The sequence below is a fragment of the Micromonospora sp. DT48 genome (assembly GCF_049844495.1).
In the GTDB taxonomy this organism is placed as follows: Bacteria; Actinomycetota; Actinomycetes; order Mycobacteriales; family Micromonosporaceae; genus Micromonospora.
The window spans coordinates 375,954-396,950 of sequence record NZ_JBNCLE010000006.1 but is presented as its reverse complement, the minus strand read 5'-3'; the positions used below and the strand labels follow the sequence as shown (position 1 = coordinate 396,950).

Genomic DNA, 20,997 nt, shown 5'->3' with positions numbered 1-20,997 from the left:
TTACTGCTGGGTAACCTTGCGCGTAGGCTGCACTGCATGACCGAGCGGAGCGAGGTCATCGACCGATCAGGTTGAGGTGCGTCGGCGGTGGTTCGACTGATCGCACCGACGCCCCGGTCGCCGAGCCGCTCGACAGGCAGCAGACCGGGAGGCCAACTCGATGGGCAGCGTCCAGATCGTCACCACGATCCTCGCGGCCGCCATCACCGCCGTTGCGGTGTGGCTTGCGGTACGTGCGGTCATGAAGATGACGGCAGTGATCCGGTTGGGTCAGCCCGATCCGACCCGCTCCGGTGACAAGGTCAGCCGTACCAAGACCATGCTCGCGGAGACCGCCGGGCACACGCGGATGCTCCGCTGGAGCGTGGTCGGCGCGGCGCACTGGTTCGTGATGGTCGGCTTCATCGTGCTGTCACTGCTGGTGCTCGAAGCCTACTTCGAGGTCGTGTCGTCGACCGGCGGGCTGCCGCTGATCGGCACCTGGACGCTCTACGGGCTGGTCACCGAGTGGATCGGCATTCTGGGCATCATCGGTATCGCGGTCCTGATCGCGATCCGATTGGCGAACCGGCCGAACCGGGCGGGCCGCCGGTCGCGGTTCACCGGCTCCACCATGTGGCAGGGCTACTTCGTCGAGGCGGTCGTCCTCGCCGTGCTGGTCATGGGCTTTGTGATCCGTGGCTTCAAGGTGGCCACCGACCACTTCGAGTACCCCGCCTGGGCCACCCCGCTCAGTCACGCGGTCGGTGCCCTGCTGCCGGGCTGGGAGTCCGGTGTCAGCGTGGCCGCGCTCATCAAGATCTCGATCTCGATGGCCTGGGTCATCGTGATCTCGCTGAACGTGACGATGGGTGTCGCCTGGCACCGCTTCCTCGCCTTCCCGAACATCTTCTTCAAGCGCAAGCCGGGCGCGGCCGGCTCCGGTCTCGGCGCGCTGCGGCCGATGATGAGCGCCGGCAAGCCGCTGGACTTCGAGGAGGCCGACCCCGAGTCCGACCAGTTCGGGGTGGCTCAGGTCGAGCAGTTCACCTGGAAGGGCCTGCTGGACTTCAGCACCTGCACCGAGTGCGGCCGGTGCCAGTCGCAGTGCCCGGCGTGGAACACCGGAAAGCCGCTGTCGCCGAAGCTGCTGGTGCTCAGCCTGCGCGACCACGCGTACGCCAAGGCGCCCTATCTGTTGGCCGGCGGCGGCAAGGACCTCACCGGCGAGGAGAAGGCCACCGCCGCGCAGCTCGCCCACGTCGACGTGCTGGCCCTCGCCGAGGCGGAGAAGCCGCTGGTCGGTGACGCGGAGTCCGGCGGCGTCATCGACCCCGACGTGCTCTGGTCCTGCACCACCTGCGGCGCCTGCGTGGAGCAGTGCCCGGTGGACATCGAGCACGTCGACCACATCGTGGACATGCGCCGCTACCAGGTGCTCATCGAGTCCAGCTTCCCCTCCGAGGCCGGGGTGATGCTGCGCAACCTGGAGAACAAGGGCAACCCGTGGGGCGCACCGCAGAACACCCGTGAGGACTGGACCAAGGGTCTCGACTTCGAGGTTCCCCGGGTCGGTGAGGTCTCCGACTTCGAGTACCTCTTCTGGGTGGGCTGCGCCGGAGCGTTCGAGGACCGGGCGAAGAAGACCACCCGGGCCGTCGCGACCCTGCTCAACGAGGCCGGTGTCTCCTTCGCCATCCTCGGCGAGGGCGAGACCTGCTCCGGCGACCCGGCCCGGCGGATCGGCAACGAGTTCGTCTTCCAGATGCTGGCCCAGCAGAACGTCGAGACCTTGAACGAGGCGTTCGAGGGCCGGGAGAAGGCCAAGCGCAAGATCGTCGCGACCTGCCCGCACTGCTTCAACACCCTGGGCAACGAGTACGGACAGCTGGGTGGTGAGTTCGAGGTGGTGCACCACACCCAGTTGCTGGCCCACCTGGTCGCCACCGGCAAGCTCACTCCGGTCCAGCCGGTCGACGGTGGGGTGACCTACCACGACCCCTGTTACCTCGGGCGACACAATCGGGTCTTCACCCCGCCACGCGAGGTGCTCGGCAGCGCTATCGAGGGTGAGCTGACCGAGATGCCACGTAACAGCGAACGGTCCTTCTGCTGCGGTGCCGGTGGTGCCCGCATGTGGATGGAGGAGCGAATCGGGAAGCGGATCAACGTGGATCGGGTCGAGGAGGCCATGTCCACCGGTGCGAAGACGGTCGCCGTCGGCTGCCCGTTCTGCTCGACCATGCTCACCGACGGGGTGAACGGCAAGGGCGCCGGTGAGCAGGTCGAGGTCATCGACGTGGCTACCGTGCTGCTTCGGTCGGTCAAGCCCGACCAGGCGGCAGGCGCTGCGGAGAGCGCGCCCGTGGCTGGCTGACCAGCGCGTACGCATCGGGTCGGGCGGCACCTTCAACGGTGCCGTCCGGCCCGGTTTTGTATTGGCATGCATAACTGTCACGAATTGGTCGACACCCTTAGTGTGCGTACCGTCGCACAAAGGTGAATGAGCCGATGGTCGCCTTGATTTACCCGCCGGGCCTTCCCTAATGTTGGGCACCGACCGCCGTGGGTCGCCTGTTCCCGTCTCTACCGCTCGCGGGACGCCCGGGTGGTCGGTTGCAAAGGAGACGCTGCCGGTGGCAACCATGCCCCTCCATCGTCACGCGCCGGGACGAACCCGTCCGGGCGCGCTGCGCCGGGCCGCGCGTGGGCTGGTGGTCCTCGTCGCCGCCGCCGCGGTCGGTGCCGGCCTACTCGCCGCCCCCGCGTACGCCGCTCCCTCGGTCGAGGAGATCGAGGCACAGATCGACAAGCAGTGGCAGAAGCTCGAACCCACCATCGAGCAGTACAACAAGGTGCGCTCCCAGCTGCGGGTCAATCGGCAGAAGTCGAAGAGCCTGGAGAAGAAGATCCAGCCGCTGGCCCTCGAAACCGAGCTGGCGATGAACCGGGTGGCCGACCTCGCCTCCCGCTACTACATCACCGGGCCGTCGCAGGAGATCGGCGTCGTGCTGCTCAACGCGAAGCCCGACGAACTCGGTGAGCAGATGGCCCTCCTCAACCGGCTCGCCGCGCAGGAGCGCCGCGAACTTGAGGGCGTCATGAAGATCCGCAAGAAGTACGACGCCCAGAAGGCCAAGCTCGACGCGCTGATCGCCGACCAGGAGGCGAAGGAAAAGCAGCTGGCGGCGAAGAAGAAGCAGATCGACGCCGAGATCAAGCGGCTGGAGAAGTCGCTGCCGGTGACCGTGGTCAAGACGACCAACTGCCCGACCGTCAAGGACGTGGTCAGCGCCGCCGCGCGGACGGCCATCCAGACCGCCTGTGCACAGGTGGGCAAGCCGTACGTGTGGGGTGCCACCGGGCCGAACTCGTTCGACTGCTCCGGGCTCACCCAGTACGCGTACAAGGCCGCCGGTATCTACCTCACCCACTTCACCGGTGCCCAGTGGAACGAGGGCAAGGCCGTTTCCCGGTCCGAGGCACGCCCCGGCGACCTGGTCTTCTTCCGCAGCGATGTCAGCCACGTCGGGCTCTACCTGGGCAACAACCAGATGGTGCACGCGCCACGGGCTGGCAAGCCGGTCAACGTCTCGCCCATCACCACCATGCCGATCGCCGGATTCCGTCGACCCGGCTGAGGCGCCACCGCCGCGCTGGTTGAGCGGTCGCACAGGAACTCCCGAGGGCCCCCGGTCAAGTCGACGGGGGCCCTCGTCATTGTCGGATGTCAGCACCCACAGTGACGGTGCGGTTGTGTTGCGTATCGATGGCGATCGTCCCTACGCTGGGCAATCGTCGGCCGCTGGCAGATCCGCCCAGCCCGGGTGGTAACGGTCTGACACCGCCGAGTCGCTCGTGAGCGAGCCGGGGACCCAGGTGCCCGGGGTGAATCCGTGAGGGTCACGGTAGGGCGTCCCTTCCCGCCCGAACCCGTCAGCTAACCCGGTAGGCGGTACGGAGGAAGGAGCACGGAGCCCGGTGGCACACCATGCCCCTCGGCGACCGTCACCGCAGCCGGGCATTCCCGGCCGAGCGACGGCTGCGCCGCGTTTCCGCTGGTACCGCTACACATTGGCCGCCCTGACCACGACCGCCGTGCTGCTGAGCGGCGGGGTCGCGGTGGCGTGGGCCGACCCGAGGGTCGCCGACATCGAGAGCCGGATCGACAAGGACTGGAACCGGCTCGAAGCCGTCATCGAACAGCACAACGCCACCCGGCAGGACCTGGCCGGCAGGCGGCGGGAGGCGGAGGCCCTGGACGCCCGGATCATGCCCCTGCAACGCCAGGTGGACGAGGCCCTGGACCGGGTCGGCAAGCTCGCCGCCGGGGCGTACAAGGGAGACCAGGTACGGGCGGTCAACATGCTGCTCGGGGCCCGGTCACCAGGTGAGGTCGTCGAGCACATCGGCCTGCTCGACCGCTACGCCCGCTTCCAGCAGGAGGACATCCGGCACGCGAGTGACCTGCGCGACGAACTCGCCGCCGCCAAGGCCAGGTTGGACAGCACCATCGACCAGCTCACCCGCACCGAGGCCGAGCTGGCGCGTAAGCGGCACCAGATCGACGCCGAGATCGACCGGTTGCAGCGGCTCCGGCTGCGGGCGTACGGCAAGGGAGGCGGTGGGCCATTGCGACCCGCCCCCTGCCCGGCCAGGTATCCCGGCGGGGCGGCCGGCGAGGCGGTCACCTTCGCCTGCGCACAGATCGGCAAGCCGTACTCGTGGGGTGCCGAGGGCCCGCACGCGTACGACTGTTCCGGGCTGACGTTGGCCGCGTGGTCACGGGCCGGGGTCTCGCTGCCGCACAACGCCGCGCGGCAGCGTCGGGTCACCGCGTCGGTCAGCCGCGCCGAGCTGCGCCCCGGCGATCTCGTCTTCTACTACCGCGACCTGCACCACGTGGGCATGTACGTCGGCGGTGGCTGGGTGGTGCACGCCTCCCGGGCGGGTCAGCCGGTCAAGATGAAGCGGCTGGACAGCAGCCCGGTGCACAGCTTCGGTAGACCCGGTTAGCCGCTCGCCCACCGACTTCGGTGACCCGGCTGGGCTCGTACCGCCCGAATGTGGACCTGGCCTGCCCGCGCGAGCGTCAGCGGGTGGGCCAGGTGCGCCAGCTCTGCCAGGCGCGGCTCGGCGTCGGCCCGCGCTGACCCTGGTAGCGGGAGCCGTAGACGGCCGATCCGTACGGGTGCTCGGCCGGTGAGGAGAGCCGGAAGATGCAGAGCTGGCCGATCTTCATGCCCGGCCACAGGGTGATCGGCAGGTTGGCCACATTGGACAGCTCAAGGGTGACGTGACCGGAGAAGCCTGGGTCGATGAAGCCGGCGGTGGAGTGGGTGAGCAGGCCGAGTCGGCCCAGGCTGGACTTGCCTTCGAGGCGGCCGGCGAGCTGGTCGCCCAGGGAGATGACCTCCAGCGTGGAGGCGAGCACGAACTCACCCGGGTGCAGCACGAAGGCCTGGCCGTCGGGCACCTCGACGGGAGAGGTGAGGTCGTCCTGCCGGGTCGCCGGGTCGATGTGGGTGTAGAGGTGGTTGTTGAAGACCCGGAACAGCTTGTCCAGGCGTACGTCGATGCTGGAGGGCTGCACCAGAGTGGGCTCGAACGGTTCGAGGGCCAGGGTGCCCGCCTTGATCTCGGAGACCAGGTCGCGGTCGGAGAGCAGCATCGCCACACCATAGCTGTCCGTATGCGATCGGCGTGTTCGACTACCCGCTTCGAACGTGTGTTCGATAGGATGTCCCCATGGCTTCCTGGTCCGAATTCGCCGCTGACGAGCCTCGACTCGCCGACGGGATCCGCCTTCTCATGCAGCAGTACGGCCCTGGCTTCGGCTATCTGGCCACGGTCCGCGCCGACGGCGGGCCCCGGGTGCACCCGGTCTCCCCGGTGATCACCGACGACGGTCTCTACTGCTTCGTGATCGACTCACCGAAGCGACGCGACCTGGAACGCGACGGCCGTTACGCACTGCACTCGTTCCCGCCGGAGGAGAGCGACGACGAGGCGTACGTCGCTGGTCGGGCCCGACCCGTTACCGACGACGCCACCGTCGCCCGGCTGGCGCTCGCCTCGCGGGCCGCCCCGCACGCCGACTGGCGTCTCTTCGAGTTCACGGTCGACGTGGCGATGCTGGCCCGTCGTGAGCAGTCGGTGGGTGGGACGAGCGGCCTGGCGTCCCGCCCGGCCGTTCAGGTCTGGCTCGACCCGGCCGGCGGCGCCCATCAGGCGACCCGCCCGGTGCCGACCCGCCCCGGGCGGCATCACCGCTGCGCCGCCTGACCCGCACACGCAGGTGCCGGCCCGTCCCACGGAGCCGGCACCTGAGTACGCGGTGCTGCGAGCGCTGCTATGCGCGGTAGGCGTTCCAGGCGTTGATCATGCGGGTGGCCTGACCCGGCGTGAACTGGTACATGCAGGAGTCGTACGAGTAGTCCATGAAGTTGGTGATCGGGTCCAGGCCTGGGCTTGAGCAGGTGTCCCGACCGGTCGGGCACCCGCTGGCCGGCGAAGCCTCGGCAGGGGTGTCCGAGACCTGGTCGCCGCTGCCTGAGCAGCCGCCCTGGAAGGTGTGGTACAGGTTCAACCAGTGGCCGACCTCGTGGGTGCCGGTGTCACCGTGGTTGTAGTTGGTGGCGGTGCCGCCCGGCAGCGATTCGCTCAGCACGACCACGCCGTCCATGACGTTCAGGGTGTTCTGCGGGAAGGTCGCCCAGCCGAGCAGGTTGTTGCTGAGCGCACCGAGGTAGATGTTGAGCGTCGACTTGTTGCCCTGACGCAGTTGGGTCTTCATCTGCCGCTCGGCCGACGAGCCCTGCCGGATCGGGTACCACGACGAGTTGGTGACCCGGTTGATGCTCTGCAACTGGAACGCGAAGGCGGTGGCGGCACCACCCGTCGCACCGCTGAACGACTGGTTCAGCACGTTGATCTGCGAGTGGATCATCGAGTCGGGGATGTTTCCGCCGGCCCGGGTCGTGTCCCGACGGATCACGTGCACCACCACCGGGATGGTGACAGAGGCTGCTGCGGCCTGGGTGCTCAGCGTGCGTTGGCCAACTCGCTTGGCGCGCTCCTGCAGGATGTCGGCGAACTCGGCCTCGCGCTGGTGCACCTGCGCGGGGGTCAGGTGGTTCGGATCGTGGTCGACGACGCTGCCACCCTTGGCCCGCGCCAGGGAGCCCAGGTGATCCTCACACACCTCGTCGGCGGTGACGGCCGCCGCCGCAGGGGCCGCGGTCGTGGTGGAGGCCGGCAGCACGCCGACCATGGCCACGCCGAGCAGCAGGGCGAACGACGTCGATGCGATGCCGGCCATGCGCCGGTTCAGCAGGACGGGACGCGGTCCCATAAGCCCACCTCTTTCTGGCGACGCGACCGGGGTTGTGTCGCGTCGTGCGGAAAACGTGGGGCAGACGTTACAACCCATCGAAGCATTTGAACATGGCCATATGTTGCGCGAGGGTGAAACTTTCTCCCGCATCCGCCCTGGCCTCGCCCGCCCTGGAAGCGAATCGGGCAACTTCGGGCATATGGCCTGTCTGGGTGATCGTGGCGTAGCGACGTCTAGGCGGCCCTGTCGCGGAGCGACCACGCCGTGCGACGGCATCCTGTGGCGCGGGTCGGCGTCGTGTGGGATGTGGTTCGGGTCGGGCTCGTGCGGCGCGGTGGAGCCCTGGATGCACCGGCGGGGGATGCTCGGGTAGAGTGACCTCGCCTGCGGGTGTAGTTCAATGGCAGAACATCAGCTTCCCAAGCTGACAGTGCGGGTTCGATTCCCGTCACCCGCTCCAACGCGAAAGGCCCTGGCCGGGACGTAAGTCCTGACCAGGGCCTTCGATGCTTCAGAGGTCTGGCGCGCGGCTGTGCAGCGGCAACTGTCCCCTGCCCGTCGGAGTGTCGGCTCACTGCTCACCCCCTGGCCGGGTCTCTGCGGTAACGCGCGTTGCGACCGAGGTGAGCCCCTACGCTGGTGATCATGAGGGTTGGCATCGTGATCCTGCCCGACCAGCGCTGGTCGGTGGCCCGGCACCGCTGGCGACAGGCCGACGACTGGGGGTTCGAGCACGCCTGGACGTACGACCATCTGGGCTGGCGCGATCTCGTGGACGGTCCCTGGTTCGACTCGATGACGACGTTGACCGCCGCCGCGACGGTGACCACCCGGATCCGTCTCGGCACTCTGGTCGCCTCGCCGAACTTCCGGCACCCGGCGGCCTTCGCCCGGCAGGTGACCGCGCTGGACGACATCTCAGGCGGGCGGGTGTTGCTCGGCCTCGGAGCCGGCGGCATCGGGTTCGACGCGGCTGTGCTCGGCGGTGAACCGCTGACGCCACGGCAGCGGGTCGACCGGTTCGCCGAGTTCACCGAGTTGCTCGACACGATTCTGCGGCAGGACGGGGCCACCTGGCGGGGGGACTGGTTCGCGGCGGTGGACGCGCGGAGCAATCCGGGATGCGTGCAACGGCCCCGGGTGCCGTTCGTGGTGGCCGCCAACGGCCCCCGGTCGATGCGGACCGTGGTCCGCTTCGGTCAGGGGTGGGTGACCACCGGTGTCGGCGGGGAGGACCTGGACGACTGGTGGTCGGGAGTGGCGCAGGTGACCACACGTCTGGACCGGGCCTTGGCGGCCGAGGGGCGTGACCCGGCGAGTCTGGACCGCTACCTGTCGCTGGATTCGGCACCGGTCTTCTCGCTGAGTAGCGCACGGTTCTTCGCCGACCAGGTGGAACGCGCGGCGAAGCTCGGTTTCACCGACGTGATCACGCACTGGCCGAGGGAGAGCAGCTGGTACGCCGGTGACGAGGCGGTCCTGACGGAGGTCGCCACCCGTCTGCTGCCCGAGTTGCGCGGCTGAACCCGCCGGTCACTACCCGCTGGGGCACTCAGGTGCCGAGGTCGCCGGTGGGGATGTCGCCGACTCCGGCGGAGACCAGGCGGAAGCGTACGCACACGATCTCGCTGTCGTCGGTGACCGGTGTGCCGGCGCGGGCCCAGTAGGCGGCGTGCCCGGCCCGCCACTCCTCGATCGACCGGTCGCCCTCCCCCTCTGCGCGGGCGAAGTCCCACGGCACCTCGGCGAACCGGGTCACCTCGACTCCGGTCACCTGGACGACGGCCAGGAGTGAGTCCGCGTCGTCGACGAGGGCCAGGTGCTCTCCGACGTGCTCGAGTTCCTCACCCTCGTCGACGTACTCGCGCAGCAGGCCGGCGGTGGCGGTCTTCACGCCAGCCAGCACGAGGGTGTTGAGGCGGGTCCGTAGTTCACCCGGGGTGCCGAGGTCCAACGTGCGGAGTCCGCCTATCCGTGGCCACATCCTGCCGAGGTTATCGCCCGCTCGCGGGGATCCGGTGTCGCTTCAACCGTGCCGGCCGGGTTTGAGGGGGTACGGTCGATGGCCGACGACAAGGAGATGCCGATGGCGGGCCGACGTGCGGTGCTCATCCCGGGACGCGGGTACGACACCCGGTACCCCCTCTTCCTCTACCTGGGCGAAGCGCTCCGCCGGCTCGGTTTCGGGCTGCACGGGATCTCCTGGCAGGTGCCGGAGAACTTCGACATCGACACCATCGACAGGTGGGTGTGTGACCACGTCGCCCCGACCCTGCACGAGCGGACGGACCTGCTGGTCGGCAAGTCGCTCGGCACCCTCGCCGCGCCGCTCGCGGCCAGCCGGGGGTTGCCTGCCGTCTGGCTCACCCCGCTGCTGCACCGGGGTGAGGTGGTCGACGCGCTGCGTCGCGCCTCGGCACCGTTCATCCTGGTCGGCGGCACCGCAGACTCGTCCTGGGACGGTCGGATCGCCCGGCAGTTGACCCCGCACGTGCTGGAGATCCCGGGTGCCGACCACGCGTTGATGGTGCCTGGCCCGCTGGCCCGCTCCGCTGAGGCGCTCGGCCAGGTCTGCACCGTGGTCGAGGACTTCGTCCGCTGACCCCTCCCGGTCGTCGGCCGCGAGGTCGTCGATCGGCGAGGTCGTGGGCCACGGCTGTCAGGCCGGGAGATCGGTGGAGGTCAGCAGGGCCGTGATGCGCAGTTCTGCCGCCACTGTCGATGGGCAGTCGGCGACCACGGCGGCGGTGCCGACCGGTTCGGCTCCTCGGGCGCGGCAGATCTCGTAGACGGCGCGTACCTGGGCGGCGGTGTCCACCCAGTCGTCCACCACCAGTACCCGGTCGCCCGGTCCCAGGTGCCGGTCACGGACCGCGAGGTCCACCCGCCGACCGCGAAAGTCGGGGGGACTCTGCGCCCAGGTCAACGGCCCGGCGGGCAGCCGTCCGTCACCTGGCTTGTGCGCGGCCACGAATCCCACGCCGAGGGCGGTGGCTGCCAGCGGGCCGAGGAGGAATCCGGTGACGGCGGGGGACACCACCACGGTGGGCCGGGCCGCCCGGAACGGCGCGACCAGCGCGGGCCCCAGCGCGGTGAGCGTCGCCGGGTCTCGCCACCATCCGGAGATATCGCTGACCAGGTGGGTCGAACCCGGGCCGGGGTCGACCCATCCGAACAGCTCGACGAGGCGTTCTCTCAGCTCAGCGGGCATGTCTCCATCCTGCGCCAGGCGCGTTGCGCACGGGACCGCCTGGCCCACCACCGATCGGATGATCGGCTTCACGTATCACCCTAATTGCGGGCATACCATCATGATCACGTTGACTTCGGAAGTGCTTCTCTCGTTATGGTCCGAGCCGGTTTGACCCGCTGAGAAAGGACCGGGCTGGTGGCTGGCAAGCACTCCCGTACCCGCAGGATCACCTCACCGGCCGGTCTCACGGCCAGCGCCGTGGTGGCGGTCGCGCTCGCCGTCGGCGGTACCGTCGGTGCGGTTCGGCTGACCGCCGGGTCGGAGCCGGTACGACCGGCCGCGATCGACCTCGCGCCCACCACCGAGACGAGCGCTGCTCCGTCCGGCTCGCCGAGCGCGTCGCCGAGCGCCAGCGCCAGTGTCACCGCGTCGCCGAGCCCGACGGTGCGTCCGACGCCGAGCCGCACCACCCAGGCGCCCTCCCGCAGCAAGCCGCGTACGGCCAGCCCGACGCCGAAGCCGACGGCCAAGAAGACGACGGCCCGCCCGGTGGTCGACACCGGCTCCTGCGGCGCCTCCTTCTACTGGCAGGGCCAGATGACCGCCAACGGCGAGACGTTCAACCCGGAGGCGATGACGGCCGCGCACAAGACGCTGCCCTTCGACACGAAGGTCCGGGTGATCAACCCGGCCAACGGTAAGTCGGTCACCGTCCGGATCAACGATCGTGGTCCGTTCATCGAAGGACGCTGCCTGGACCTGGCGCGCGCCGCGTTCGCCGAGATCGCGTCGCTCGACCTCGGCCACATCGAAGTTCGCTACGAGGTGCTCGGCTGAGGCGGTGGAGCGCCGCGATCGGCTCCGGCGCGGGGTCCTCGTGGCCAGAACAGTCTCGTTCGAGGGGCCAGGCTCATTCTTTCGTACACGTACATCGGGCATGCTGTCGGATGTACGCACGCAACTCCTCCAGCCGGGCCGCGGCCCGCTGAGCCCCGGATCCCGCGCCGGCCTCGGCGCGGCCCTCGGCCTGCTCGGAATCGTCTCGGCGGTCGAGCTGGCGGATGGTCGTACCGCCAACCACATCGCGCTGATGGTGGCCGCTCCGTTCCTGGCCGCGGCGCTGGCCTCGTGGCGGGTCGTACTCGGCGTGGGGATCACCGCCTCCGTGCTGGGGGCGACCTTCGCCCTGGCGGAGTGGCCGGTCTCGCTGTCCACGGCGGTCGCGGTGGCCGGCATCGCGCTGGGCACCGGCATCGCGGGGGCGGTCGCGGCGGTACGCCAACGGCAGGCGGAGCAGATCGCCGAGTTGTCGAAGCTCGCCATGGTGGCCCAGCAGGCGGTGTTACGCCCGCTCGGCCCGCAGGTGGGTGCCCTGTCGGTGGCGGGACGGTACATATCGTCGACCGCCACGGCCGAGATCGGCGGTGACCTCTACGAGGCGATCGAGACGCCGTACGGCGTACGGATGATCATCGGTGACGTACGCGGCAAGGGCCTTGAGGCGGTCCGGTTGGCCAGCATCGTGCTCGGCTCGTACCGGCACGTCGCCTATGAGCGGGCCGATCTGCGGGCCGTGGTCACGGACCTGGACCGGGCGGTGGCGCGTAACGTCGGCGACGAGGACTTCGTCACCGCTGCGCTGGTCGAGGAGCGCGGTGGCACGCTCACCATCGTCAACTGCGGGCACCCCGCGCCGCTGCTGCTGCGTCGCGGTGCGGTGATCTCCCTTGAGCCACCGTCGCCGGCGCCTCCGCTGGGCTTCATGCCGGTGGTCCGGCCACGGGTGGAACGGCTGGAGCCGGGCGATCGGTTGCTGCTGTTCACCGACGGGCTCGGCGAGGCGCGTCGGGACGGCGAGTTCTTCCCCACCACTGACCGGGCCTGGCGGTTGCTCGGTCACGGTACGGTCGGCGACGGCCTCGCCTCGCTGGAGACCGCACTGGTCGAATGGGTGCACGGCCACCTCGACGACGACATCGCGCTGGTCCTGATGGAGTACACGGGCTCACCGGGGGACGCGACGGCAGCGGTGCCGAGCTGGGAGGTCGGCGCGGCCGAGGGGTGAGAACATCCGGGGCGACCAGGGTGACGTGACCTGAACGGCAGGTGTGTAATGCCTGTCACTATCGAGACCGGGTTGTCGCTTCCTACCCGTGAGTAATAGAGTCAGGGTTACTGATCGGTAACACCTGTCCGGAAGCGGGGCCAGCGACATGACCCACTACAAGAGCAACCTTCGGGACCTCGAATTCAACCTGTTCGAGGTGTTCGGAGCGGACCGGGCGTTCGGCCAGGAGCCGTACTCCGACCTCGACGTCGAGACGGCCCGGACCTTCCTCGCCGAGATGGACCGCCTGGCACGCGAGGACCTGGCCGCCAGTTACACCGACAGCGACCGCAACCCACCGGTCTTCGACCCGGCCACCCACACCGCGCCGCTGCCGGAGTCGTTCAAGAAGTCGTACCAGGCGTTCATGGACTCCGAGTTCTGGCGGCTGGACCTCCCCGACGAGCTGGACGGCAGCAACGCCCCCCGGATGCTGTGGTGGGCGCTCGCCGAGCTGGTGCTCGGCTCGAACGCGCCCATCTGGATGTACGCCTCCGGCCCGTCCTTCGCACACGTGCTGAGCGTCGAGGGCACCGAGCAGCAGAAGAAGTGGGCGAAGCTCTTCGTCGACAAGCAGTGGGGTTCGACCATGGTGCTCACCGAGCCGGACGCCGGCTCGGACGTGGGCGCTGGCCGGGCCCGCGCCATCCCGCAGCCGGACGGCTCCTGGCACATCGAGGGCGTGAAGCGCTTCATTACCTCTGGCGAGCACGACCTGACCGACAACATCGTCCACTACGTACTCGCCCGTCCGGTCGGCGTAGAGGGCGTCGGTGGGCCCGGCACCAAGGGTCTGTCGCTCTTCGTCGTCCCGAAGTACCACTTCGACGAGGAGACCGGCGAGCTGGGCGAGCGCAACGGCGTGTACGCCACCAACGTCGAACACAAGATGGGCCTCAAGGTCTCCAACACCTGCGAGCTGACCTTCGGCGAGCACGGTGTGCCGGCCAAGGGCTGGCTGATGGGCGACAAGCACGACGGCATCCGGCAGATGTTCATGATCATCGAGTACGCCCGGATGCTCGTCGGCACCAAGGCGATCGCCACCCTCTCCACCGGCTACCTGAACGCCCTGGAGTACGCCAAGAACCGGGTGCAGGGCGCTGACCTGCTCCAGTCGACGGACAAGACCGCGCCCCGGGTCACCATCACCCACCACCCCGACGTGCGGCGCTCGCTGCTGCTGCAGAAGTCGTACGCCGAGGGCCTGCGGGCTCTGGTCTGCTACACCGCCTCCTGGCAGGACAAGGTCGCCATCGCCGAGGCGGCCGGTGACGAGCAGGCCACCAAGCTGGCCAAGCGGGTCAACGACCTGCTGCTGCCCCTGGTCAAGGGCGTCGGCTCGGAGCGGGCGTACGAGCTGCTCGGGCACGAGGCGTTGCAGACCTTCGGCGGCTCCGGCTTCCTTCAGGACTACCCGCTGGAGCAGTACGTCCGGGACGCCAAGATCGACACGCTGTACGAGGGCACCACGGCGATCCAGAGCCTCGACCTGATCTTCCGGAAGATCGTCCGCGACAACGGCAAGGCCCTGATGGCCGTGGCCGGCGAGATCCAGGAGTTCATCACCACCGAGGCGGGCAACGGCCAGCTCAAGGAGGAGCGGCAGGCGCTCGGCAAGGCACTCGCCGAGATTCAGAACATCATCGGCGTGATGACCGGTTGGCTGGGTGAGGCGCAGGGCGGTGACGCCCGGGCGCTGTACAAGGTCGGACTCAGCAGCCGGCGGTTCCTGCTGGCGATCGGCGACGTGGTGGTCGGCTGGCTGTTGCAGAAGCAGGCCGACGTGGCGCTGAAGGCCCTCGCCGGTGAGGTGACGGCGGCGGACAAGGCGTTCTACACCGGAAAGGTGGCCGCCGCCCGGTTCTTCGCCCGCGAGGTGCTGCCCCGCGTCGGCGCGGACCGACGGATCATCGAGAACACCGACCTGGACGTCATGGACGTCCCGGAGGAAGCGTTCTGAGCCACGGGATTCCCCACCGCGACGCGCGATAGCGGCGCGTCGCGGCCCGTGGTACCCGACAGCCGGCAGGGTTCGCCCTGCCGGCTGTCGTCGTGCTGGCCGTGGTCGTCCGGGGAGTGGGTAAATCCCCCGGCGGCGGGTATCCGTGGCTGACCAGTCCGAGTAGGCCCAGAGCAACCGCACGGGGGAGTGCCGCGCACATGGGCATTGGTAGTGGGATCTTCCTGATCGCGATCGGCGCGATCCTGACCTTCGCCATCCGGGCCAACGTCTGGTGGATCGACCTCCGGGCCGTCGGCTGGGTCTTCATCCTGGCCGGGCTGGCCGTGCTGCTCACCACACTGTGGTTCTGGCAGGACCGTCGAAAGCGGGCACGGACCCTGATCGTGGAGGAGAACCGGCTGTCGCATCCGACCGCGATGATGCCGCCGCCGCCCGATCCACCTCCGCCGACCGCGCCACCGAGCTGAGCGTCCGCCTCAGCCCACACCGCACGCGTCAACCGCGTGCGGTGTGCCGTGTTTCGATCTCGGCCGCGCCACGGCCCAGGCGCGCCCAGGACACGGCCGTCCGGTGCACCACGAGGCCGCTGGTGCGCAGTCCCTCCGGATCCGCCCGGAGCGGGTCGAGCAGTTCGGACAGCAGCGAGATGCCGGGGTTGTGGGCGATCAGCAGGACCGTCGCCGCGCTCGGCGACACCTGGCGGATCAGGCCCAGCAGATCCTCCGGGCGAGCCTCGTAGGCATCCGGTTCGTAGCTGACCGCCGGGGCCGAACCAGTGGGGCCGTTCTCCGACCATGAGCCGGTCATGCCCGCCTGGACGTCGTGCCACGTCTGTCTGGTGCGTACCGCCGCTGAGCAGAGCACCACGTCGGGCAGCAGCTCGTGCTGAACCAGCCACACCCCTGCGGCTGCGGCGTCCGCCCGACCGCGAGCGGCCAGCGGGCGTTCGACGTCAGGACGGCCCGGGGCGGGTGCTTCGGCCTTGGCGTGCCGCAACAGCACCAGTGTCCGCTCGTGGTGCGCGTCGTCCGCCATGGTTCCAGCTTGCCCGATTGACAATCGGTGTGCCGGGGTAAGTGGGTCGATGCCGCAACCTCATCCGTGGCCGCGGCGGAGTGGAACCAGCTTCGATAGCCAAGGAGACGACGAGATGGGCATCGGTGGCAGTATTTTCCTGATCGCACTGGGTGCGATCTTCGCGTTTGCCGTGGAGGCGAACCTGGGCTGGCTCGACCTGAGCGTCGTCGGCTGGGTGCTGATGCTCGCGGGCGTCGCCGGGCTGCTGGTGACCCTCTACTTCTGGAACTCGCGTCGGCGCCCGGTCGTCGCGCCGGTGCGCGAGGAACGGGTGATGGCCGATCGCGCGGTGCCGGTCCAGGAGGACCGGGTGGTCCAGGAGTACCGCGAGGTGCGCCGGCCCGGTCCCACGATCTGACCCCGACCCGACGGACTCAGCGGGGGTGGTGAGCAACGAGGCTCACCACCCCCGCTGTCGTCGTACCCAGGTCAGGCGAAGAGTGCGAAGTAGATGGCGATGTGGTGGCAGATCGCGGCGACCAACGTGCAGGCGTGGAAGAACTCGTGGTGTCCGAAGACGGTGGGCCACGGATTGGGGCGACGCAGCGCGTAGAAGACCGCCCCCACGGTGTAGATCGCGCCACCGACGGCGAGCAGCACCAGCGCGGTGACCCCGCCCTGGCGGAGGATGTCGGGCAGCATCGCCACGGACACCCAGCCCAGGGCGAGATACAGCGGGGCGGAGACCCACCGGTTGGCGTGCGGCCAGATCAGCTTCAGCGCCACCCCTCCTAGCGCGCCACCCCAGACGATCGACAGCATTATGACGGCGGCCCGGGTCTCCAGCAGCAGCAGGCAGAACGGCGTGTACGTGCCGGCGATGAACAGGAAGATCATCGAGTGGTCCATCCGGCGCATGACCGCGTAGCCGCGCGGGGACCACACCCGACGGTGGTACAGCGCGCTGGTGCCGAAGAGACCGCAGACGGTGAAGCTGTAGACGGCCGCACTGATCAGCGGGGTCCAGCCGGGACGGGTGGCGGCGATCGAGCAGAGCACGATGCCGCAGACCAGGGCGACGAAGAAGGCGTACGTGTGCAGCCAGCCGCGCATCCGGGGTTTCCCGATGTCGACCGGCTTGAGCCGGGGGCGTGCTGAGGTGGTCACGTCAATAGGTTACGGCAGCGTAGGTTACTTTCGGGTAGTGCATCTGGTCACGCCCCCGCGACCAGCGGACGACGCGGCAGCGGAGGCGTTTACGAGAAGATAGCGGAATGCGGATCAGACGGGTCGGCACGCACGCCCTCCTGCTCGACCTCACCCTGCCGGAGGAGACCGATCCCCCCGCCGCGCCCCGCCGTGACACCGACGTGAGCGCCATCGTCGAGGCGTGGCGGGCGGAACTGTGGCGACGGCGCGAGCTGGGCGAACTGTCCGCCGTCGAGATCGTGCCGGCGGCCACCACCGTGCTGCTCGACGGCGTCGCGGATCCGTCGGCCACCGCCGCCCGGATCGCCGGCTGGACCGTCGCACCGTCCGCCGACACCGAGGCGGCCGAGCCCGGTGCCACCGCCGCCCACCTCGTCCGGATACCGGTGACCTTCGACGGAGCGGACCTGCCCCGGGTGGCGGAACACTGGCGCACAGACGTACCGCACGTCGTGAGCCGCCTACGGGAGACCGAGTTCCAGGTCGCGTTCTGCGGTTTCGCACCCGGCTTCGGGTACCTCACCGGGCTGCCCGCCGAACTGACGGTGCCTCGGCTGCCGACGCCCCGTCCCCGGGTACCGGCCGGGTCGGTGGCCCTGGCCGGGCGGTACGCGGGGATCTACCCCTCCGCCTCCCCCGGCGGCTGGATGCTGGTCGGACGGACCGAAGTAACCCTGTTCGACGTGACCGCGGACCCACCGGCACTGCTCAGCCCCGGCACCCGGGTCCGGCTGGTGCAGCAGTGACCGGCCAGGTCGAGGTGCTCCGGGCCGGGGCGTTGACCACCGTGCAGGATCTCGGCCGACCCGGTTGGGCGCATCTCGGCGTACCCCGATCCGGTGCGCTCGACCCGGCGGCCCTGCGGCTGGCCAACCGTCTCGTCGGCAACCCGGAGACCGCCGCCGGACTGGAAATCACCCTGACCGGCTGCGAGCTGCGCCCCACCCGGGCCACCACCGTCGCCGTGGTGGGCGCCGAGGCCGACGTACGGGTCGGCCACCGTCCCGGCGACACCGGGCGTCCGCTGGCCGTACCGGGCGGGGCGGTGCTGCGCATCGGTCCCGCCCGACGGGGCCTGCGCTGCTGGCTCGCGGTGGCCGGCGGGATCGCCGTCGCGCCGGTGCTCGGCAGCCGCGCCACCGACACCCTCGCCGGGATCGGACCGGCCCCACTGCGCGACGGCGACCTGCTGCCGCTCGGCACCCCCGCCGGACCACCCGCCCCGGTCGACGTCACCGTGCCCGTGGCAGCCCCCGCAGAGCTGTCGCTCACCGTCCGGCTCGGACCCCGGCACGACTGGTTCACCCCGGCGGCGCTGAAGACGCTGCTCGGTACGGCGTACCAGGTGAGTCCGTTGAGCAACCGGGTCGGCGTACGCCTCAGCGGCGCACCGCTACCCCGCGCGGTGCCCGGGGAACTGCCCAGCGAAGGGCTCGTCCTCGGGGCGGTGCAGGTGCCGGCGGACGGTCAGCCACTGGTCTTCCTCGCCGACCACCCGACCACCGGCGGATACCCGGTCATCGCGGTGGTGGACGACGTGACGCCGCTCGCGCAGGCCGGGCCAGGTACTACGGTCAGGTTCCATGGACCTCAACGCTGACCTCGGTGAGGGTTTCGGCATCTGGCGTCTCGGCGACGACCAGGCCCTGCTGAACCTGGTCACCTCCGCCAACGTCGCCTGCGGCTTCCACGCCGGAGACCCGGCCACCATGCGCCGGGTCTGTGCCGCCGCAGCGGAGCGGGGCGTCGCCGTCGGAGCCCAGGTCGGATATCGGGACCTGGCCGGCTTCGGTCGGCGGCACATCGCGTACGAGTTCGCCGAACTACGCGACGAGGTGCTCTACCAGCTCGGCGCGCTCGACGCCTTCTGCCGGGCGTACCGGACCCGGGTCCGCTACCTCAAGCCGCACGGCGCGCTCTACCACGCGGCGGCCAGCGAGGAGATGCCCGCAGCGGCCCTGGTGGCCGCGCTCGACGACTACGACCCGGAGCTGCCGGTCCTCTGCCCACCCGGATCCGTGCTGGCCCAGCTCGCTCAGGGCGCCGGCATCCGGGTGGTGGCCGAGGGGTTCGCCGACCGCAACTACCTGCCCAACGGCCGCCTGGTGCCGCGCACCGCACCGGACGCACTGGTCACCGACCCGCAGGAGGTGGCGCGCCGGGCGGTACGGATGGCCACCGAGCGGGTCGTGGTGACCGTCGACGGCAGCACGGTCCCGTGCGCGGTGGAGTCGGTGTGCCTGCACGGCGACAGTCCCGGCGCGGTGGCCGCCGCGGAACTCGTCCGCGCCGCGCTCCTCGACGCCGGCGTCACCCCCACCCCGTTCAGCTGAGAGCGGGTCCTCAGCCCGCGTCCATGCCCCGCAGGACCAACGGCAGCCGCGCGGCACCGCCGTCGACCACCCGCACCGGTACGCCCCAGTCCTGCCGGGTCAGGTGGCAGGCCGCGTGCTCCACATCGGCGTCACAGGTCGCCGCCTGGGCGGTCACCTGAAGCACCCCGCCGGACACCGAACCGTCGATCACCAGACGGCGGGACAGCTCCGTGCCGGTGCCGGCACCCTCGACCAGCAGCTCCGGCGGGGACGCCGAGACGACGAGCCGAGTCGACGGCCCGAAGGTGTCGTCCAGCTTCTGTCCGGGTGCCGGGGTGAAGACGACATCCAGGACGACCTCGCCCACGGCCAGATCCGTCGGCTTGCGCTCGGTGCGGTGCCGGGGACCGTCGACGGTCTCCGCACCCGCCGCCGACAGCGCACCGGGAGCCAGCCGGGTGATCCGGTGCGCCGCCGACTCCACCACCAGCACCGCGCCGTCGGCGGTGAGGACCAGGTCGCTCGGCTCGGCCAGCCCGGTGGCGACGGTGGCGACCTGATCGTCGGCCGGGTTGTAGCGGCGCACCGCGCCGTTGTACGTGTCGGCGATCAGCACCGAGCCGTCGGGCAGGGCGCAGACCCCGAGCGGATGCTGAAGCAGAGCGTTCGCCGCCGGGCCGTCCACGTGGCCGAAGTCGAACAGGCCCTGACCGACGGCGGTACCCAGGACGCCGTTCTCGACGTAGCGGATGGCGCTGGTCTCGCTGTCGGCCACCCAGAGCCGGCTGCCGTCGGTGGCGACGGCGAGCCCGGACGGCTGGGCCAGCCACGCCTGCGCCAGCGGCCCGTCACGCAGCGCCTCCACTGTGGTGCCGGCGTACATCCCGGCGGTGCGCTTGATCGGGTCGAACCACCAGAGCTGGTGGATACCCGCCATGGCAATGATGATCTTGTCGTCGTACCAGGCGAGGTCCCAGGGCGAGGAGAGGTCGACCGAGAGGGCGTCGTGCGCGTGGTCGTCGACCGTCGAGCGCCACTGCCGCCCGCTGCCCGCGACGGTGTGCACCTCGCCGGTGGACAGCCGTACTCCCCGCAACAGATGGTTGACGGTGTCGGCGACCACCAGGTCGTAACCGGCGACCTCGGCCACCTGTTGCGGCAGCAGGCACAACCCCTGAGGCTCGGAGAAGGTCGCGGCAGCGGCGGAGCCGTCGGTCCGACCCCGCTCGCCGGAGCCGATGGTACGCACGACGGTGTCCCCGTCGGTGCCCAACTCGACCAGGCGGTGCCGCGTCGAGTCGGAGACCAACAGGTTGCCGTCGGGCAGGGCCACCGCCTTACCCGGGAAGCGGAGCGTGGTCTCCGGCTCTGCGGGCGGGACGTACGGACCGTCTCCCCGGTGCAGGGTGCCCTTCGCCTCGTGCGTGGCGATCAGCTCGTCGATCAGCCGGGCCAGCCCGTCCGCGTGGCCCTCGCCCGCCATGGTGGCGACCACGTATCCCTCGGGGTCGATCACCGCGAGGGTCGGCCAGGCGCGGGCCGCGTACTGCTGCCACATGTCCAGCTCGGGGTCGTCGAGCACGGGGTGGTGTACGCCGTACCGCTCCACGGCGGCGGCCAGCGCGTCCGGGTCCTTCTCGTGCTCGAACTTCGGCGAGTGCACGCCGATCACCACCAGCACGTCGGCGTACTTCTGCTCCAGGGGACGCAGCTCGTCCAGGACGTGCAGGCAGTTGATGCAGCAGAAGGTCCAGAAATCGGCGATGACGATCTTGCCGCGCAGGTCGGCGAGGGTCAGCTCTCGTCCGCCGGTGTTCAACCAGGCCCGACCTCGAAGCTCGGGAGCCCGTACACGTGCACTCATGACCCCATCGT

General features: G+C 69.9%; 21 protein-coding genes, 1 tRNA gene and 1 riboswitch. Of the genes, 15 read left to right on the top strand and 7 right to left on the bottom strand.

What is annotated here, in order from left to right; genetic code table 11:
- Positions 1-160 precede the first annotated feature (160 nt).
- From ACLQ2S_RS07845 to ACLQ2S_RS07835, 3 genes are all read left to right on the top strand, one after another.
- On the top strand, positions 161-2,356 hold the full coding sequence (locus ACLQ2S_RS07845) for a (Fe-S)-binding protein (protein WP_425701419.1): 2,196 nt from the start codon (positions 161-163) through the stop codon (positions 2,354-2,356).
- 253 nt (positions 2,357-2,609) lie between these two features.
- Positions 2,610-3,620, top strand: coding sequence for a C40 family peptidase (locus ACLQ2S_RS07840; protein ID WP_230462532.1), 1,011 nt, complete (start codon positions 2,610-2,612; stop codon positions 3,618-3,620).
- 194 nt (positions 3,621-3,814) lie between these two features.
- Positions 3,815-3,949: riboswitch (cyclic di-AMP (ydaO/yuaA leader) on the top strand.
- Positions 3,950-4,053: 104 nt separating this feature from the next.
- Positions 4,054-4,995, top strand: coding sequence for an NlpC/P60 family protein (locus ACLQ2S_RS07835; protein WP_155217057.1), 942 nt, complete (start codon positions 4,054-4,056; stop codon positions 4,993-4,995).
- Positions 4,996-5,071: 76 nt separating this feature from the next.
- Here the strand turns inward: ACLQ2S_RS07835 and dcd are convergent, their stop codons facing one another.
- Positions 5,072-5,650 carry a dCTP deaminase gene (gene dcd, locus ACLQ2S_RS07830; RefSeq protein WP_155217059.1) on the bottom strand — a complete coding sequence of 193 codons (579 nt, stop codon included), beginning with the start codon at positions 5,648-5,650 and terminating at the stop codon, positions 5,072-5,074.
- A gap of 77 nt (positions 5,651-5,727) precedes the next feature.
- Between dcd and ACLQ2S_RS07825 the strand changes: the two genes are divergently transcribed.
- Positions 5,728-6,264: a pyridoxamine 5'-phosphate oxidase family protein gene (locus tag ACLQ2S_RS07825; protein WP_155217061.1), complete on the top strand. Its 537-nt coding sequence runs from the start codon at positions 5,728-5,730 to the stop codon at positions 6,262-6,264.
- A gap of 67 nt (positions 6,265-6,331) precedes the next feature.
- Here the strand turns inward: ACLQ2S_RS07825 and ACLQ2S_RS07820 are convergent, their stop codons facing one another.
- A complete protein-coding gene (locus tag ACLQ2S_RS07820; protein WP_155217063.1) occupies positions 6,332-7,333 on the bottom strand; it encodes a zinc metalloprotease in 1,002 nt (333 codons plus the stop codon).
- 368 nt (positions 7,334-7,701) lie between these two features.
- On the opposite strand from ACLQ2S_RS07820, the gene ACLQ2S_RS07815 reads away from it, so the two are divergent.
- A tRNA-Gly gene (locus ACLQ2S_RS07815) sits at positions 7,702-7,775 on the top strand.
- A gap of 179 nt (positions 7,776-7,954) precedes the next feature.
- Positions 7,955-8,839: an LLM class flavin-dependent oxidoreductase gene (locus ACLQ2S_RS07810; RefSeq protein ID WP_309223062.1), complete on the top strand. Its 885-nt coding sequence runs from the start codon at positions 7,955-7,957 to the stop codon at positions 8,837-8,839.
- 28 nt (positions 8,840-8,867) lie between these two features.
- On the opposite strand, the gene ACLQ2S_RS07805 is transcribed toward ACLQ2S_RS07810, so the two are convergent.
- Positions 8,868-9,299 (bottom strand): ASCH domain-containing protein, encoded by a 432-nt coding sequence (locus ACLQ2S_RS07805; RefSeq protein ID WP_155217067.1) that lies wholly within the window; start codon positions 9,297-9,299, stop codon positions 8,868-8,870.
- 102 nt (positions 9,300-9,401) lie between these two features.
- Here ACLQ2S_RS07805 and ACLQ2S_RS07800 point away from each other — a divergent pair, with 102 nt between their 5' ends.
- On the top strand, positions 9,402-9,917 hold the full coding sequence (locus ACLQ2S_RS07800) for an alpha/beta hydrolase (RefSeq protein WP_155217547.1): 516 nt from the start codon (positions 9,402-9,404) through the stop codon (positions 9,915-9,917).
- Between the two features lie 57 nt (positions 9,918-9,974).
- On the opposite strand, the gene ACLQ2S_RS07795 is transcribed toward ACLQ2S_RS07800, so the two are convergent.
- A complete protein-coding gene (locus tag ACLQ2S_RS07795) occupies positions 9,975-10,526 on the bottom strand; it encodes a phosphoribosyltransferase family protein (RefSeq protein WP_425701418.1) in 552 nt (183 codons plus the stop codon).
- A gap of 177 nt (positions 10,527-10,703) precedes the next feature.
- On the opposite strand from ACLQ2S_RS07795, the gene ACLQ2S_RS07790 reads away from it, so the two are divergent.
- From ACLQ2S_RS07790 to ACLQ2S_RS07775, 4 genes are all read left to right on the top strand, one after another.
- Entirely contained in the window at positions 10,704-11,345 is a 642-nt protein-coding gene (locus ACLQ2S_RS07790) for a septal ring lytic transglycosylase RlpA family protein (protein ID WP_309223063.1), read from the top strand.
- Positions 11,346-11,445: 100 nt separating this feature from the next.
- Positions 11,446-12,573 (top strand): PP2C family protein-serine/threonine phosphatase, encoded by a 1,128-nt coding sequence (locus ACLQ2S_RS07785; protein WP_425701417.1) that lies wholly within the window; start codon positions 11,446-11,448, stop codon positions 12,571-12,573.
- Positions 12,574-12,721: 148 nt separating this feature from the next.
- Positions 12,722-14,578, top strand: coding sequence for an acyl-CoA dehydrogenase (locus tag ACLQ2S_RS07780; protein ID WP_425701416.1), 1,857 nt, complete (start codon positions 12,722-12,724; stop codon positions 14,576-14,578).
- Between the two features lie 200 nt (positions 14,579-14,778).
- Positions 14,779-15,048 (top strand): DUF6458 family protein, encoded by a 270-nt coding sequence (locus ACLQ2S_RS07775; RefSeq protein WP_088996804.1) that lies wholly within the window; start codon positions 14,779-14,781, stop codon positions 15,046-15,048.
- 28 nt (positions 15,049-15,076) lie between these two features.
- Here ACLQ2S_RS07775 and ACLQ2S_RS07770 read toward each other — a convergent pair whose 3' ends face one another.
- On the bottom strand, positions 15,077-15,616 hold the full coding sequence (locus ACLQ2S_RS07770) for a SixA phosphatase family protein (protein WP_425701415.1): 540 nt from the start codon (positions 15,614-15,616) through the stop codon (positions 15,077-15,079).
- A gap of 115 nt (positions 15,617-15,731) precedes the next feature.
- Here ACLQ2S_RS07770 and ACLQ2S_RS07765 point away from each other — a divergent pair, with 115 nt between their 5' ends.
- The gene (locus tag ACLQ2S_RS07765; protein WP_155217078.1) at positions 15,732-16,016 is read left to right on the top strand and encodes a DUF6458 family protein; all 285 of its coding nucleotides are present in this window, start codon (positions 15,732-15,734) and stop codon (positions 16,014-16,016) included.
- 71 nt (positions 16,017-16,087) lie between these two features.
- On the opposite strand, the gene trhA is transcribed toward ACLQ2S_RS07765, so the two are convergent.
- Positions 16,088-16,765: a PAQR family membrane homeostasis protein TrhA gene (gene trhA, locus ACLQ2S_RS07760; protein WP_309223064.1), complete on the bottom strand. Its 678-nt coding sequence runs from the start codon at positions 16,763-16,765 to the stop codon at positions 16,088-16,090.
- A gap of 107 nt (positions 16,766-16,872) precedes the next feature.
- Between trhA and ACLQ2S_RS07755 the strand changes: the two genes are divergently transcribed.
- The 3 genes from ACLQ2S_RS07755 to ACLQ2S_RS07745 are packed head-to-tail and all read left to right on the top strand — an operon-like array spanning position 16,873 to position 19,140.
- Entirely contained in the window at positions 16,873-17,553 is a 681-nt protein-coding gene (locus ACLQ2S_RS07755; protein ID WP_425701414.1) for a 5-oxoprolinase subunit B family protein, read from the top strand.
- Positions 17,550-18,407 (top strand): biotin-dependent carboxyltransferase family protein, encoded by an 858-nt coding sequence (locus ACLQ2S_RS07750; RefSeq protein ID WP_309223065.1) that lies wholly within the window; start codon positions 17,550-17,552, stop codon positions 18,405-18,407. Before ACLQ2S_RS07755 ends, ACLQ2S_RS07750 begins: the two co-directional genes overlap by 4 nt.
- The gene (locus tag ACLQ2S_RS07745; RefSeq protein WP_425701413.1) at positions 18,391-19,140 is read left to right on the top strand and encodes a LamB/YcsF family protein; all 750 of its coding nucleotides are present in this window, start codon (positions 18,391-18,393) and stop codon (positions 19,138-19,140) included. Before ACLQ2S_RS07750 ends, ACLQ2S_RS07745 begins: the two co-directional genes overlap by 17 nt.
- Positions 19,141-19,150: 10 nt before the next feature.
- Here the strand turns inward: ACLQ2S_RS07745 and ACLQ2S_RS07740 are convergent, their stop codons facing one another.
- On the bottom strand, positions 19,151-20,986 hold the full coding sequence (locus ACLQ2S_RS07740; protein WP_155217084.1) for an NHL domain-containing thioredoxin family protein: 1,836 nt from the start codon (positions 20,984-20,986) through the stop codon (positions 19,151-19,153).
- Between the last annotated feature and the right edge of the window lie 11 nt (positions 20,987-20,997).

Excerpts from the sequence above, each read along its gene's own strand:
- ACLQ2S_RS07770 (WP_425701415.1), bottom strand. The coding sequence starts at position 15,616 with ATGGCGGACGACGCGCACCACGAGCGGACACTGGTGCTGTTGCGGCAC.
- ACLQ2S_RS07820 (WP_155217063.1), bottom strand. The coding sequence starts at position 7,333 with ATGGGACCGCGTCCCGTCCTGCTGAACCGGCGCATGGCCGGCATCGCA.
- ACLQ2S_RS07745 (WP_425701413.1), top strand. The coding sequence starts at position 18,391 with ATGGACCTCAACGCTGACCTCGGTGAGGGTTTCGGCATCTGGCGTCTC.
- ACLQ2S_RS07765 (WP_155217078.1), top strand. The coding sequence starts at position 15,732 with ATGGGCATCGGTGGCAGTATTTTCCTGATCGCACTGGGTGCGATCTTC.
- ACLQ2S_RS07805 (WP_155217067.1), bottom strand. The coding sequence starts at position 9,299 with ATGTGGCCACGGATAGGCGGACTCCGCACGTTGGACCTCGGCACCCCG.
- ACLQ2S_RS07785 (WP_425701417.1), top strand. The coding sequence starts at position 11,446 with ATGCTGTCGGATGTACGCACGCAACTCCTCCAGCCGGGCCGCGGCCCG.
- ACLQ2S_RS07800 (WP_155217547.1), top strand. The coding sequence starts at position 9,402 with ATGGCGGGCCGACGTGCGGTGCTCATCCCGGGACGCGGGTACGACACC.
- ACLQ2S_RS07740 (WP_155217084.1), bottom strand. The coding sequence starts at position 20,986 with ATGAGTGCACGTGTACGGGCTCCCGAGCTTCGAGGTCGGGCCTGGTTG.
- ACLQ2S_RS07775 (WP_088996804.1), top strand. The coding sequence starts at position 14,779 with ATGGGCATTGGTAGTGGGATCTTCCTGATCGCGATCGGCGCGATCCTG.
- ACLQ2S_RS07755 (WP_425701414.1), top strand. The coding sequence starts at position 16,873 with ATGCGGATCAGACGGGTCGGCACGCACGCCCTCCTGCTCGACCTCACC.
- ACLQ2S_RS07845 (WP_425701419.1), top strand. The coding sequence starts at position 161 with ATGGGCAGCGTCCAGATCGTCACCACGATCCTCGCGGCCGCCATCACC.
- ACLQ2S_RS07825 (WP_155217061.1), top strand. The coding sequence starts at position 5,728 with ATGGCTTCCTGGTCCGAATTCGCCGCTGACGAGCCTCGACTCGCCGAC.
- ACLQ2S_RS07780 (WP_425701416.1), top strand. The coding sequence starts at position 12,722 with ATGACCCACTACAAGAGCAACCTTCGGGACCTCGAATTCAACCTGTTC.
- dcd (WP_155217059.1), bottom strand. The coding sequence starts at position 5,650 with ATGCTGCTCTCCGACCGCGACCTGGTCTCCGAGATCAAGGCGGGCACC.
- ACLQ2S_RS07795 (WP_425701418.1), bottom strand. The coding sequence starts at position 10,526 with ATGCCCGCTGAGCTGAGAGAACGCCTCGTCGAGCTGTTCGGATGGGTC.